Source organism: Aliiroseovarius sp. S1123 (assembly GCF_023015885.1).
GTDB lineage: Bacteria > Pseudomonadota > Alphaproteobacteria > Rhodobacterales > Rhodobacteraceae > Aliiroseovarius.
The window spans coordinates 99455-113848 of the sequence record NZ_JALKBE010000002.1 but is presented as its reverse complement, the minus strand read 5'-3'; the positions used below and the strand labels follow the sequence as shown (position 1 = coordinate 113848).

Below are 14394 nucleotides of genomic sequence, written 5' to 3'. Positions count from 1 at the left end.
CCTTTCGACGCCACCGTCCTGACAGGACGATCAAATATCCTTCGCCCGTTTCTGTTCCAAACGGGCCACGGCGCCTTTTATGTCGTCACTGTGCGGATGTATAGCAAGGGCGTGGCGATAAGCTTCTAACGCGCGGGCCTCATTCCCGAGCTCTTCAAGGATCAATCCCAACCCCGTCAATGCCCCGAAATGGCGCGGCTCCAGTGACAGGGTTTGCGCGATGTCATTCAGGGACAGGCCCAGCTCTCCGGACAGGTAGAAGGCTGTCGCACGGGCATTCCACCCCTCGGCAAACTCCGGCGCATGGTCGGTCAGCGCTGAGAGGTGGTCAATCGCACGTTCCAGATCTCCGCTCTCAATCGCAGACTGACCGCGCCACAGCAAAAGATCCATCGCATCCGAGCCAGATCGGGACCAAAGCTCCCAGATCTCGCTTTCCAGCGCTTGCCAATTGCTGTCATCGGCGGTTTGAAGCTCTGAAAACAGGGTGTCCAGCTGATCATGGCGATCTTGCGCAACTGCTACGCCGGGCGGGACGACCCCGACCAACACGGCAAACAGCAAGATCAGCGAAAATATGCGCATAAGGAATGTTAGCGCGCAAAATTCTTCTAGAACAGGCACATTCGCGTGTGTCCCGCACGCATCGCAGGTGGAAACTTCAAGTTCCCTTGCGTCGACTGCACGAAAACCGGTTTACGTGCACGGAAACTTTGATCTAGCATGCTCGAGACACCCATGCCCATCGGGCTATTATTGGAGGACTAGAATTGAGCGACGTAATCAACACGGCAGTGGCCGCACTGAGCGATAAAGTCGGCGGCGGATTTGACGGCGGCACCGCCAAGTTTGTGATCAACGGCGAAGGTGGTATCATCATCGACGCTGACGGCGTGCGCGCGGGCGACGATGACGCTGACGTGACCCTGACGGCCGATGCAGACGTCTTTCAGGACATGTTGTCGGGCGACCTGAACCCGACCACCGCCTTCATGACCGGAAAGCTGGCAGTGGACGGCAACATGGGTCTTGCCATGCAGCTTGGCGCTGTTCTGGCCTAAAACACACGGATATTCGGCAAGGATCTGCGGAATGACCACTTCTGACGCCCCTTTGTTCTACGATATCGCACAAGGACCCGCCGAAGGGCGGGCCTTTTGGCGTGAGACGTCGGATGGTGTGCGGATCCGACTTGGGCTGTGGCCTGCAGCCCAAACAGCCACCCCTGCCGGGACGGTCCTGCTGTTCCCCGGTCGCACCGAATATATCGAGAAATACGGCCTGATCGCCGCCGAACTGGCGGACCGCGGATTTGCAACGCTTAGCATCGATTGGCGGGGGCAAGGCCTGTCGGATCGCGCTGATCAAGACCGTCTGCTGGGCCATGTGGGGCATTTCTCGGAATATCAGCTTGATGTGGCCGCCATGATGGCACTGGCCATCGAGCTGGACCTGCCCCGCCCCTTCGTTCTTGTAGGGCATTCCATGGGCGGCTGCATCGGATTGCGGTCGCTGCACGAGGGGCTGGACGTGAAAGGCGCCTGTTTCTCGGCGCCCATGTGGGGGATCACCATCGCCTCGGCCCTGCGTCCCATCGCTTGGGGCGTGTCATGGGCGCTGCATCAGACCCCGTGGAAACTGATGCTGACCCCCGGCACCGCGCGCAAAACCTATGTCGATATTCAGCCGTTTGAAGACAACATGCTGACCACCGATCCCGAGATGTACGCGCTGATGCAACTGCAAGCCAGCGCGCGTCCCGAGTTGACTTTGGGCGGCCCCACCGCGGGCTGGCTCTATGCTGCCCTGCGCGAAACCACAGAGCTGATGAAACTGCCCGCACCCAGCACACAAACCGTGACTTTCCTTGGCACACAAGAGCGCATTGTGGAATCGGAACCGATCCACGAATTGATGGGACGGTGGCGCGACGGTCGGTTGAATGTCATGCACGGATGCGAACACGAAGTGCTGATGGAGGCCGAACAGATCCGGGCGCAGGTCTATGACGCGATTCACCTGCTGGCCCACACCAATGGGAACGCAAGCGCAGCCTGATTAGCGCATGCTTTCCAAGGACTTATTGGTCGCTATTCACCCAACCTCTTGATCAGAGCGCGCGTTGATCCATCCAAGGCATTCGCAGGACCATCACCGCTTAGCACCGGGGCCAAGGCGACGGCCAGTTCTTTACCCAACTCAACGCCCCACTGGTCGAACGAATTGATGCCAAGAAGCACCCCCTCCACGAAAACGCGGTGTTCATAGAGCGCGACAATCGCGCCGAGCACCTCTGGTGTCAGCTTGGGATAGAGCAACGTGGTCGAGGGGCGATTTCCGGGGAACACACGGTGGGATGCCTGACGCTCCAACTCGTCCCCTTCGAAGCCTTTCGCCTGCATCAACGCGCGCGCTTCGGACAAGCTGCGGCCTGTCATCAGGGCCTGCGACTGCGCCAGACAGTTGGCCACCAACAGCTGATGCTGGTGCGCCAATTGGGGCTCGTGCCCCTCTGCCCCGACCATGAACTCGCAGGGGATGATGTCGGTACCCTGATGGATCAGCTGATAAAAAGCGTGCTGGCCATTGGTGCCCGGCTCGCCCCAGACCACGGGGCCAGAAGGTAGATCCAGCGTAGTCCCGTCCAACGCCACGCGCTTGCCGTTGCTCTCCATCTCTAGCTGTTGAAGATAGGCGGGCAGACGCGCTAGGCGCTGTTCGTACGGCAAAACTGCGCGGGTCGCATGGCCGCAGACCTGACGGTGCCAGAACCCGACCAAAGCCAGCATCAGCGGCATGTTCGCGCGGCCTTTGGCGGTCTGAAAATGCTGATCCATCGCCCGCGCGCCGGACAGCATCTGATCGAACCTGTCAGCGCCAATGGCAATCATCAAAGACAGGCCAATCGGCCCCCACATGGAATAGCGCCCGCCAACCCAATCCTCGAACCCAAAGACACGTTCGTCAGCGATGCCCCACTCGGCCGTTTTTTCAAGGTTCGAGGACAGCGCGGCGAAATGCAGACCAACCGCATCCGCAGGCACGTCGCGTAGCAGCCAGTCGCGGGCCGTTGCCGCGTTGGTCATGGTTTCAATGGTGGTGAAGGTCTTCGAGGCCACCATGATCAGCGTTTCCGCCGGGTTCAGCCCACGCAAGACATCTGCGATCTGCGCCCCATCCACGTTGGACACGAAATGCACCCTCGGCCCATCGTGATAGGGTGACAGCGCCAGCGCGGCCATCGCCGGACCAAGATCCGATCCGCCAATGCCGATATTCACCACATCACGAAAGCGCCCGCCCCCGGGCGCGCGGATCTGACCCGCGCGCAGGCGTGTCGCGAAATCCCGCATCCTGGCAAGCGTCTCGCGGACGCCGGGCATGACGTCATCACCATCCACCCGGATTTCAGCATCAGGACCCGCGCGCAGCGCCGTGTGTAGAACCGCACGGCCCTCGGTGTCGTTTATCTTATCGCCACCGAACATCTGATCGCGCCGCGCGGCCACCTCTGCCGCGTCCGCAAAGGACAGAAGCAGCTCAACCGCCCGATCATCCAACCCGGTTTTCGACCAGTCGAAATATAGGCCTGCGGCCTCGGAACTATACCGCTCGGCCCTATTGGTATCGGCGTCAAAGAGTGCGCTCAGACGTGTGTTGGCTAAAGTATCTTTATGCGCAATCAGCTTATCAATGGTCATAATAATCCCCGGAGCAGGCCTTCGCCCGCGTTTATTCCGCCCAGTGCACCGTCATGTCTGACATCACTGCTTTCACTGGTGCGCGACGGACGTGTTTCTCGGACATCGCCTTGTTCAGCGCATCGCGCTTCGCCGCGCCAAGGATCAACAGGTGTTTCGACATAGCCCCATTCAAAATCGGCGCAGTCAGCGTCACGCGCGGTTCATCCGCACCGGGCGCGCGCATTGGCAGCAAGGGTGGGGCGTGGCGAGACAAGGCTTCGTCCAGATGATCGGCGCCTGGAAACAGGCTGGCCGTGTGCATGTCTTCGCCCATGCCCAACAGCACAACCGAAATTGGCGTAATCGACTCGATCCCGCGCGACAGCATCGGTAAGGCGTCTTCTGGTCGAGGGTGATCTGCATAGAGCGGCACCAGATTGGCCTTGGCAGCGTGTCCCACCAGCAGGCGCGACCGCAGAAGCGCCGTGTTGGACCGCGGGCTGCTTTCCGGCACCCAGCGTTCATCCGTCAGCAAAACGTCCACGCGCGCCCAATCCAGATTGACCGCGCTGAGCGCATCAAAGACCGGGCCGGGTGTCGTTCCACCCGGCACCGCCAACGATGCGCGCTCTTCATGATCCAGCATTTGGGTCAGCTCGGACGCCAGCATGTCGGCCAGATCCAGCATCATCATGTCGCGATCTGCATACTCAATCAGGTTCATTCGCGAATCTCCCTCCAGCGACGGCCATCTTTATGCAACAGCATAAGCGCCTCCTCCGGTCCGGTCGAGAACGGCTCGTAGAGTGCGGGCTTGTCGCGCCGACGCTCCCAATCTTCGATAATGGGGTCCGTCCAGGCCCATGCAGCCTCAACCTCGTCCCCGCGCATGAATAGCGTCTGATTGCCGCGGATCACATCCATGATCAACCGCTCGTAAGCATCTGGGGAATCAGCAATTTCCTCGCCCAAAGCATCGGCAAAGGTCATATCCAACGGCACATCAATCAGGCGCATTCCACCCGGCCCCGGCTCTTTGATCGTGACTTTCAGGTCCATGCCTTCATTGGGCTGCAGGCGGATGGACAGCTCGTTCGCGGATTGGCCAGTGTCAGCCTCGAAGATCGAGTGCGGTGGTTCCTTGAAGCGCACGACAATCTCGGACATCCGTGCCTTCAGACGCTTGCCTGTGCGCAGGTAAAACGGCGTGCCGTTCCAGCGCCAGTTCGAGATGTGCAGCTTCATCGCAATGAAGCTTTCCGTATCGCTGCTATCGGTTTCCGCGTCAGCCAGATAGGACGCCACGTCACCATCCGCTGCATACTGACCACGCACCATGTCTTCCGGTGCCACGGGATCCAACGCGCGAATGATCTTCAGCTTTTCATCTCGCACCGCATCGGAATCGAACTTCGAGGGCGGCTCCATCGCTGTCAGGCACAGAAGCTGCATCAAGTGGTTTTGCACCATGTCGCGCATCGCGCCCGATTTGTCATAATACCCACCCCGCCCTTCAACGCCGACGGTTTCGGCCACGGTGATCTGGATGTGATCCACGTATTGCGCGTTCCAAAGCGGCTCGAACAGCATATTGCCGAACCGCAGCGCCATCAGGTTTTGCACCGTCTCTTTTCCAAGATAGTGGTCGATGCGGTAAATCTGGCTTTCGTCGAAATGCGCGGCCAGCGTGGCGTTCAGCGCGCGGGCCGTTTCGATGTCATGCCCAAAGGGTTTTTCTACTACGATCCGCGCTTCAGGCCCGGCAATCCCTTTGGTATGAAGGCGTTCGGCAATCGGCCCGAACAGGCTGGGCCCGACCGAAAAGTAGAATGCCTGTACCCGATCTGGACGGCTTTTGGCCTTCAGTTCAGCCCAGCCGTCATCGCCCAGAGCATCCACTTGCACATAATACAGCGTCTCGCGAAATGCTGCCAACGTGTCCGGATCGCATTTGCGCTTTGAGACGAAGTTGCGCACGGCCTCTTCCACGAAATCGCGGAAGCCTTCGTCGTCCATTTCACTGCGCGCTGCCCCGATGATGCGCGCGCCTTCGGGCATCTGCCCATCGCGGAAGCGCCGATAGAGGCCGGGCAGGATTTTGCGACGCGACAGATCGCCTGTACCCCCAAAAATCACCAGATCAAAAGGATCGACCGGAATGACACGCGAGACCATCAGGAACTCCAGTTATGTTAGCGCTAACTTTTTCACTCACGGCCTTCTAACCGCTTCATGCGCATAAGTCTAGCATCCTTATCGCGGGTCACAAGCAAATGACGGGCCGGAGGGCGTGTTATCCTGCCATCACGCACAGCAGTTCGAACATGATCGAAGCACCCAGATAGGCGGTCGCGCCGCTTGGATCAAAGGGCGGCGAAACCTCGACCAGATCGGCGCCAATAATGTTTAGCCCTTGAAGGGCGCGAACGACCTGAAGCGCTTGATAGGAATTCGGCCCGCCCACCTCGGGTGTGCCGGTGCCAGGCGCGAAGGCAGGGTCAACGAAATCAATATCATAGCTGACATAAGTGGCACCCTGCCCGGCAATCTCGCGGGCTTCGGCCATCACGTCGTCGACACCGCGGGCGTGGAACTCTTCGATGGGAATCACCCGGATACCCACACTGTCGGCAAAGTCGCGATCTTCGTTGTCATAGGCCGTGCCGCGAATGCCGATCATCACCACGCGTTTTGGGTCCAGAAGCCCCTCTTCGACCGCGCGACGGAACGGCGTGCCGTGGGTGTACATGGTGCCGTCGAAATACGAGTGGAACAGGTCCGTATGGCTGTCGAAATGTACCATCCCAACCGGTCCATCATTTGTCAGCGCGCGCAGAATCGGAAGCGTGCACAGATGGTCACCTCCACCGGTCAACGGACGGATGCCAGCCGCGTGGACACGGGCATAGAACGACTCCATCCGTTTCAGGCTATCCATCACATCTGCAGGATTCGGCGCCACGTCGCCAAGGTCCGCACAGTTCAGCGCCTCGAAGGGTCGCACGCCCGTCGCGCCATTCTGAGCCCGGATCATCGTGGACATATCGCGCAACTGACGCGGGCCATGACGCGGACCCGGGCGGTTCGTCGTACCGCCATCCCAAGGCGCGCCGATCAGACCGACCTGCACCTCGGAAATCCGGGGGTGTTCGAAGTCCACATAAGGCAAGCGCATAAAGGTCGCCACACCGGCAAAACGCGGCAGGTCAAAGCCCGAAACGGGGGTGAAAAACGGATCGGACATGAAGGCCTCCTTACTGGTTGGAACGAGGCTATCGGGTCAAATCCGTGTCGTCATGCGAAATCCGACAGATTAGGCGTCAAGTTCCGTATCCCAGTAGAGAAAATCCATCCAACTGTCGTGCAAATGGCCGGGTGGAAACTTGCGCCCGACATTGCGCAATTCTTCTGCCGTGGGCTGGCGCGCGGGCTTGCGCAGGGACAGCCCCGAGTGCCGCAAAGGCTTCGAGCCCTTGCGCAAGTTGCACCGCTGACAGGCCGCCACCACGTTTTCCCAGCTGGTTACGCCCCCAGCGGCGCGCGGCACCACGTGGTCAAAGGTCAGATCCCCCTTCGCACCGCAGTATTGGCAGCAAAATTCGTCCCTCAAGAACAAATTAAAGCGCGTGAAGGCCACGCGCTTTTGAGGTTTCACATAGTCTTTCAGAACCACGACCGAGGGGATCTTCAGCTCAAGTGACGGGCTTCTGACCACCTCGTCATATTCGGCCAATATATTCACCCGATCTAGCACCGCCGCTTTCACGGCCTCCTGCCACGGCCACAGGGACAGCGGATAATAGGACAAGGGCCTAAAATCCGCGTTCAACACCAAGGCCGAGCGCTGTTTGACACCACCGCCTTCACGTACAAAGTCTGTCCTGAAATCTCCATCCATGACGCATCCAATCCTCGCCCGTATACATCCTCAATCGGTTGTCGGGGCGGGGACACCCGCCCCATGCTTATAGGTTGACTATATATTGATAAGACAACCTGACAACCCCAACATATGGGGTCGCCAGCGGGATATCATCAGATTATCTCAGGGATGTGACAGCCGGTCGGCCAGATGTGATCAGTTTGCGGCCTTTGCCGGGGTCATCCCCAGATTGTCCCGCATGAAGCTAAGCGCCACAGACAGACCGTCCATCGCGATTCCGTGCCCTGTGCCCTTCATGATGAAGCCGTAGGTTTCAAAACCTGCGGCCTGCAAAACTTCTCCGCTTTCGCTGAAATGACCCGGAGGTACCATGTCATCCTGATCGCCATGCACCAGCAGAATGGGCAGTTTCGACACCACATTTTCAGCAAACTGATCAGGTTCCAGCATCCGGCCAGAAAACGCCACCAATCCGGCAATCGGTTCATCCCGGCGGGGCAACACGCGAAGGCTCATCATCGTGCCTTGCGAGAAGCCGAAGACGATAAGCTGAGACGGCTCGATGCCCTCGTCTTCCAGCACCTGATCAAGGAAGGCGTTGATGTCAGCGGTGGCCATATCGACGCCGCGCATGCTGTCTTCTTCCGACGAGCCGTCCAGCCACGGGATCGGGAACCACTGGTACCCCATCGGGTTGCCCAGGCATTTTTCGGGCGCGTCGGGCGCAATAAAGGTGGTGTCCGGCATATGCTCGGACAGCGGATCGGCCAGCCCCAGCAAATCTGCACCATCCGCGCCATAGCCATGCAGGAACACCACCACAGATTTGGTGGTGCCCGAGGCCGCTTCGCGCCGTTTGCTTTCCAAGATGCGGGTCATTCGCCTATCCCTTCGCGTTCTGTTTCCATGCGGTAATAGGCCCAGAGCAACCGCGCCGCAACGCCCCTGTTGGGGGACCAGTCCCCCGCCATGGCACGCATCGCCTTTTCTTTCGGCCTGTCGGGCAAATCAAACAGGCGTTTCGCGGCCTCTTGAAGGGCCAGGTCGCCAGCTGGAAAGACATCCGCGCGGGCCAACGCAAACAGCGCATAGATCTCGGCCGTCCACATCCCGATGCCGGGCACAGCAGTCAGGGTCTCTATCACCTGATCCGAGGGCAAATCATGCAGCGCCGGGTAGTTGATCCCGGCCTCAGCCAAAGCCTTGGCATAGCGGATTTTCGGGCGCGACAGGCCGACATCCGCCAGATCCTGATCGCTGGCACGAGCGACGTTGTCCGTGTTATCAAAACCAGCCGCCTGCACCCGCCCCCAGATCGCCGCCGCTGATGCGGTCGAGACCTGCTGCCCCACGATTGCAAACATCAGCGCCGAAAATCCATCCGGGCGCAGCCGAAGTGGGATCTCATCCAGTTGATCGAAAATGGGCAGAAAGCGCGGCTCGCGCGCGCAAAGCTGCCTCGCCTCGCGCTGCAAACAGCCCTGCCCTTGGATCAAGCTTTCAGAGTGGTCAGCCATGCCAGCGCCTCGTCCGGGGTTTCAACGCAATCGCAATCGGGCAATGCGGTGCGGTTCAGCATCACCACAGGCAGCCCCAATTGGCGCGCGGCCAACAGCTTGGCGCTGGTCGGCCCGCCGGCGTTTTTACTGACAAGATGGGTGATGCTGAGGCTGCGCAGCGTATTCAATTCCTCTTCCAGCGAGAACGGAGGACGCCCAACGATCCAGCCCCCATCATAGGGAAAGGGATCGTCGGTCGCGTCCACACGGCGACAAAACAGAGTGCGCCCTTCAGCCAGCTCTGCCCAATCCGCCACAGACGCGGCCCCAGTTGCCAAAAACACCCGCGCACCGGTTGGGATATGCGCCGAGGCCTCTCCGGGCTGATCGATAAAGCGCCAGCCATCGCCACTTTCCGCACGCCATTCCGACCTTAATAAACGCAGGTAAGGAATTGAAAGTATGCCGCTAATTTCATGGCTTCGACTTGAAATCTGTGCCGCAAAAGGATGCGTCGCATCCACCACCGCGTCAAATCCATGCTTGGTCATAAAGGCCTGTTGCGCCGCTTTTCCTCCAAAGCCACCGATGCGCGTCGGCACGGGATAGGCCGCAGGCGCGCGCGTGACTCCGGCAAGAGAGGCCAGAACCTCCTGTCCGTGATCCGCCAAAAGCTTTGCCAAGGCGCGCGCCTCGCCGGTTCCGGCCAGAAGCAGGATTTTCACAGGGCCTGCGCGATGATCTCGCCCTTTCGGTCGATGACGACGATGTCCACCGAAACAGGCGCGCCACGCAGGATTTGGACTGCCTGTTCTCGCGCCTTATCCGCGACCATATTTGACATGGCTTCCCCATGCTTTTCATATGCTTGCAGGGCTGTATTCATGCTGGAAACCTCAGGATCCCCCAGCCATTCAGCCAGCACTTCAAAGTTCACCTGACTGCGACCCGAATGCAAATCCCGTGCGCCCTGCGCCAGTTTGGTCAGCTTGCCGATGCCGCCGCCGATGGTCACCCGGTCAATCGGGTTGCGCGCCAGATATTTCAGCATACCGCCCGCGAAATCGCCCATGTCGATCATGGCCCCGTCCGAGAGGCCCATCAGCCCTTGCACCACCTTTTCCGAGGTCGCCCCCGTGCAGCCTGCCACATGGGTCAGCCCCTCGGCCCGCGCCACATCAATGCCTCGATGGATCGACGCGATCCACGCTGAACAAGAGAACGGGCGCACAATGCCCGTGGTGCCCAAAATCGACAGCCCGCCCTTGATACCAAGCCGTGGATTCCACGTTTTCTCCGCCAGCGCCGCCCCATCCTCGACCGAGATGGTGACGATCACATCGGCGGTCTGGTCATATGTCGCAGCGGCCTCATGCACGACGCCTTTGATCATCTGGCGCGGCACAGGGTTGATGGCAGGTTGCCCAACGGGCACTGGCAGGCCAGGTTTCGTCACCGTGCCTACGCCCTCGCCTGCGACAAAGAACACGCCTTGCCCCGGCTTGGCAGGCGCCACACGCGCCCGGATCACCGCGCCGTGGGTCACGTCTGGGTCGTCGCCTGCATCTTTGACAATTGCGGCTTCCGCCCAATTATCCCCTGTGATCAGGTCGTAAATCAGGAAATCCGGAGTTTCTCCACGCGGAAGCGTGATCGTCACACGGGCAGGCGCACCCTGCCCCCACAACGCATCCAGCGCGGCCTTTACGGCGGCCGTCGCACAGGCGCCTGTGGTCCAGCCGCGGCGCAATTTCTGGGGATCTGTCTTTTTCATTCCAACGACTATAGGCGCGCAAATCCGCGCCGCCAATCCGTTCTGTGAGGTCGCAGTTACGCTTTTCGAGCGCGGCCAACAGGTGCATAAGGGGCGCATGACTGACTCGCATCCATATACCGTCCCTGTTTTGCCCGGCCATGACTGGCCCACGCTTGAGCCCGGCTGGGTTTGGCTGTGCGGCGCTGGCCCCGGAGATCCCGGTCTTCTAACCATTCACGCGGTGAATGCGCTGATGCAGGCGGACGTGATCGTGCATGACGCGCTGGTCTCGCCCGAGATCCTCAGCTGGGCGCGCCCCGAGGCCGAGGTGATCTATGCAGGCAAGCGTGGCGGCAAGCCGTCGGCCAAACAGCGCGACATCTCGTTGAAACTGGTGGATCTGGCGCGGGACGGAAAACGTGTGCTGCGCCTGAAGGGCGGCGACCCGTTTGTGTTTGGGCGTGGCGGCGAGGAAGGCCAAACGCTCGTGCAGCATGGTGTACCGATCCGCATCATCCCGGGCATTTCGGCCGGGATTGGCGGACTGGCCTATGCGGGCATCCCCGTAACGCACCGCGATGTGAACCAATCCGTGACCTTCGTGACCGGCCATGACCAGTCGGGCAATGCGACCGGTTCGCTGAATTGGCCCGCGATCGCGCGTGGCTCGCAAGTCATCGTGATTTATATGGGTATGAAGCATCTGGACCGCATTCGGTCCGAGTTGATTGCTGCCGGTCGCGGGGAAGATGAACCTGTCGCCATTACCATGAACGCAACCACACCAGATCAGCGTGTGCTGGAAACCACCCTTGGCACCTGCGTTGAAGACGCGGATCGCGAAGGCATCGGCGCCCCCGCCATCATCTGCGTGGGCCTTGCGGTTCTGATGCGTCAGGCTTTGGACTGGCAGGCCTTGGCCGCGGGTCTGGAACCGCGCAACACCGATCCGCTGGGTCGTGGCCGCCCGGCCGAGGATCGCTGATGTCCGCACCGACCGGATTGATTCTGTCCGCGCCCTCGTCCGGCAGCGGTAAAACCACCCTGACCTTGGGCCTTCTGCGCGCCCTGTCGCGGCGTGGCGTGGATGTCAGCGGGGCGAAATCCGGCCCCGACTATATCGACCCTCGCTTTCATGCCGCCGCCTGCGGGCGCGAGTGCCCCAATCTGGACGCTTGGGCCATGGGCCCGGCACGGCTGCACGATCTGGCGCGTTCTGGCGCCGAGCTTTTGCTAGTCGAAGGCGCGATGGGTCTGTTTGACGGCGCGCCGCCGCAAGGACGTGGCGCAACCGCAGATCTGGCCCGCACATTCGGGCTTCCCGTTGTTCTGGTGGTCGATTGCGCCCGTCTGGCACACTCGGTCGCGCCGCTGGTGAACGGCTTTGCCCAACACGACCCGGACGTGCGCGTTGCGGGCGTTATCCTGAACCATGTGGGCAGCCCGCGTCACGAGGCAATGCTGCGCGCAAGCCTGCAAGACAGCCTGATCCCGGTGCTGGGCGCGGTCTATCGTCAGTCGGGATTGGAGCACCCCTCGCGCCATTTGGGGCTGGTGCAGGCCGAAGAACATCCCGATCTGCAGGCCTATCTGGACCGAGTCGCAGATGTGGTCGAAGCAGCGATTGACCTTGATGCGCTGGTTGCTCTGGCTGGATACGCGGCAGACGCGCCGGGCGCTGCCACCCGGCTGACGCCTCCGGGCCAGCGGATCGCCGTCGCATCGGACAAGGCGTTTGCCTTTGCCTATCCGCACATCCTGTCCGACTGGCGCGCTGCCGGGGCCGAGGTGTTGCCCTTCTCGCCGCTGGCAGATCAGGCCCCTGCCCCGGATGCCGATTTCATCTTTCTGCCCGGCGGATACCCTGAGCTTCACGCGGGCAAACTGGCGGCGGCAGAGACCTTCAAACAGGGGATGCGCGCGGCCACCTGCCCGATCTATGGCGAGTGTGGCGGCTATATGACCCTTGGCCGCGCGATCACCGACAAGGACGGCGAACGCCACGAAATGCTGGGGCTGCTTGGGCTGGAAACCAGCTTTGCACAACGCAAACTGCATCTTGGTTATCGCGCGCTACACGCCGCCGAGGGTCCGTTCGCTGGACACTGGAACGCGCATGAGTTCCACTATGCCACCACGCTTCTGGCCGAAGGCGCGCCGTTGTTTGATGCCACAGACGCCGAAGGCCGCGCCTTGACACCTATGGGACTGATCGAAGGCAATATCTCGGGCAGCTTCGCGCATCTGATCGACCGGGTCTGACTGCGACATCCGCCCGCATTCAGGGGTACAATTTCGCTCTGGTCAAAGTAGGCATGCATGGATACGCATATGCGCATGACCGATACGACCCTGACACCTTCTGATGACGCGCGCGCCAAGCGTAATGTGACCATTCTTGTGCTTGCGCAGGCTATTTTGGGCGCGCAGATGCCGATGATCTTCACCATGGCCGGTCTGGCCGGGCAGTCGCTTGCGTCGAACCCCTGCTGGGCGACCCTGCCGATTTCCCTGATGGTGGGCGGATCGATGATCTTTGCCAACCCAGTCGCATGGGTCATGCAGACCTTCGGGCGTCGGATCGGGTTCTGGCTGGGCACGCTGGGCGGATCGGTTGGGGCCGCGATCAGCGCCTATGGCTTGATGCAATCCGACTTCACGATTTTCCTGATCGGCTCGTTCTTCATGGGTCTGTATCAATCTGCGCAGGGGTTCTATCGCTTTGCGGCCACCGACACTGCCTCGGCCGCGTTCCGCCCCAAGGCGATTTCCTACGTCATGGCGGGCGGCTTGGCCTCGGCCATCATCGGGCCGCAGCTGTTCAACCTGACCAATGACGCGATGGTCGTGCCTTTCCTTGGGGCCTATCTGACAATTATCGCGATCAACTTGCTGGGATCGCTTCTGTTTCTGGGGCTGGACATTCCCAAACCCGAAAAACCGCACGAAGACGCGCCCAAAGGCCGTACCCGGATGGAGCTTCTGCGTGACCCAGTGATTGCCGTGGCGATCATCTGCGGGATGGTGTCTTACGCGCTGATGAACCTTGTCATGACCTCGACCCCACTGGCGGTCGTGGGCTGCGGGTTTGAGACCGACATGGCGGGCAACATCGTGACGGCCCACGTATTGGCCATGTTCGTTCCCAGCTTCTTCACCGGCCACCTAATTGCACGCTTCGGCACACGTATGGTCATCGCCACCGGCTTGACCATTCTTGGTCTCGCAGGCGTCGTCGCCCTGCAAGGGGTTGAGCTTGAGAACTTCTTTGTCGCTCTGATCTTGCTTGGCGTCGGCTGGAACTTTGGTTTCATTGGTGCGACGTCGATGCTGGCGGGCGCCCATGCCCCGGAAGAGCGGGGACGCGTTCAGGGCATGAATGACATGATCGTGTTTGGCTGCGTGACCGTGGCTTCGCTGGCCTCGGGCGGGTTGATGAACTGCTCGGGCGGCAGCGCTGTCGAGGGGTGGAGCGCGGTGAACATCGCCATGGTCCCCTTCCTTGCACTGGCCGGTGCCTCGCTCATCTGGCTGATGATGCGTCCAGCCGAGGACGCCTGATCCCTCCAGTGC

The 14394-nt window shown here is 60.7% G+C and carries 15 protein-coding genes; 5 read left to right on the top strand and 10 right to left on the bottom strand.

What is annotated here, in order from left to right; all coding sequences use genetic code 11:
* Positions 1-30: 30 nt before the first annotated feature.
* Positions 31-585, bottom strand: coding sequence for a tetratricopeptide repeat protein (locus MWU53_RS03975; RefSeq protein ID WP_247090713.1), 555 nt, complete (start codon positions 583-585; stop codon positions 31-33).
* A 185-nt stretch (positions 586-770) separates the two neighbouring features.
* Here MWU53_RS03975 and MWU53_RS03970 point away from each other — a divergent pair, with 185 nt between their 5' ends.
* On the top strand, positions 771-1061 hold the full coding sequence (locus MWU53_RS03970) for an SCP2 sterol-binding domain-containing protein (protein WP_133488695.1): 291 nt from the start codon (positions 771-773) through the stop codon (positions 1059-1061).
* Between the two features lie 31 nt (positions 1062-1092).
* Positions 1093-2058: an alpha/beta hydrolase gene (locus MWU53_RS03965; RefSeq protein ID WP_247090710.1), complete on the top strand. Its 966-nt coding sequence runs from the start codon at positions 1093-1095 to the stop codon at positions 2056-2058.
* A gap of 32 nt (positions 2059-2090) precedes the next feature.
* Here the strand turns inward: MWU53_RS03965 and pgi are convergent, their stop codons facing one another.
* From pgi to MWU53_RS03920, 9 genes are all read right to left on the bottom strand, one after another.
* Complete coding sequence (gene pgi, locus MWU53_RS03960) at positions 2091-3701, bottom strand: glucose-6-phosphate isomerase (protein WP_247090709.1); 1611 nt, start codon at positions 3699-3701, stop codon at positions 2091-2093.
* A gap of 31 nt (positions 3702-3732) precedes the next feature.
* A complete protein-coding gene (pgl, locus tag MWU53_RS03955) occupies positions 3733-4407 on the bottom strand; it encodes a 6-phosphogluconolactonase (protein WP_247090707.1) in 675 nt (224 codons plus the stop codon).
* Positions 4404-5858, bottom strand: a complete 1455-nt coding sequence (gene zwf, locus MWU53_RS03950; protein WP_247090705.1) for a glucose-6-phosphate dehydrogenase — start codon at positions 5856-5858, stop codon at positions 4404-4406. Before zwf ends, pgl begins: the two co-directional genes overlap by 4 nt.
* Before the next feature lie 118 nt (positions 5859-5976).
* Positions 5977-6927, bottom strand: a complete 951-nt coding sequence (gene speB, locus MWU53_RS03945) for an agmatinase (RefSeq protein WP_247090703.1) — start codon at positions 6925-6927, stop codon at positions 5977-5979.
* Positions 6928-6996: 69 nt separating this feature from the next.
* On the bottom strand, positions 6997-7581 hold the full coding sequence (locus tag MWU53_RS03940; RefSeq protein WP_247090701.1) for an HNH endonuclease: 585 nt from the start codon (positions 7579-7581) through the stop codon (positions 6997-6999).
* A 180-nt stretch (positions 7582-7761) separates the two neighbouring features.
* A complete protein-coding gene (locus tag MWU53_RS03935; protein WP_108856215.1) occupies positions 7762-8445 on the bottom strand; it encodes an alpha/beta fold hydrolase in 684 nt (227 codons plus the stop codon).
* Complete coding sequence (locus MWU53_RS03930) at positions 8442-9083, bottom strand: DNA-3-methyladenine glycosylase 2 family protein (RefSeq protein ID WP_247090699.1); 642 nt, start codon at positions 9081-9083, stop codon at positions 8442-8444. The genes MWU53_RS03935 and MWU53_RS03930 overlap by 4 nt, the downstream gene beginning before the upstream one ends.
* On the bottom strand, positions 9059-9790 hold the full coding sequence (locus tag MWU53_RS03925; RefSeq protein WP_247090697.1) for a precorrin-6A/cobalt-precorrin-6A reductase: 732 nt from the start codon (positions 9788-9790) through the stop codon (positions 9059-9061). The genes MWU53_RS03930 and MWU53_RS03925 overlap by 25 nt, the downstream gene beginning before the upstream one ends.
* A complete protein-coding gene (locus tag MWU53_RS03920; RefSeq protein ID WP_247090695.1) occupies positions 9787-10839 on the bottom strand; it encodes a cobalt-precorrin-5B (C(1))-methyltransferase in 1053 nt (350 codons plus the stop codon). Before MWU53_RS03920 ends, MWU53_RS03925 begins: the two co-directional genes overlap by 4 nt.
* Before the next feature lie 97 nt (positions 10840-10936).
* Between MWU53_RS03920 and cobA the strand changes: the two genes are divergently transcribed.
* The 3 genes from cobA to MWU53_RS03905 all read left to right on the top strand — a co-directional run bounded on the left by cobA (position 10937) and on the right by MWU53_RS03905 (position 14382).
* Complete coding sequence (gene cobA, locus MWU53_RS03915) at positions 10937-11806, top strand: uroporphyrinogen-III C-methyltransferase (protein ID WP_247090693.1); 870 nt, start codon at positions 10937-10939, stop codon at positions 11804-11806.
* Positions 11806-13083 carry a cobyrinate a,c-diamide synthase gene (locus MWU53_RS03910; protein ID WP_247090691.1) on the top strand — a complete coding sequence of 426 codons (1278 nt, stop codon included), beginning with the start codon at positions 11806-11808 and terminating at the stop codon, positions 13081-13083. The genes cobA and MWU53_RS03910 overlap by 1 nt, the downstream gene beginning before the upstream one ends.
* Positions 13084-13158: 75 nt before the next feature.
* A complete protein-coding gene (locus MWU53_RS03905) occupies positions 13159-14382 on the top strand; it encodes an MFS transporter (protein WP_247091741.1) in 1224 nt (407 codons plus the stop codon).
* Positions 14383-14394 lie beyond the last annotated feature (12 nt).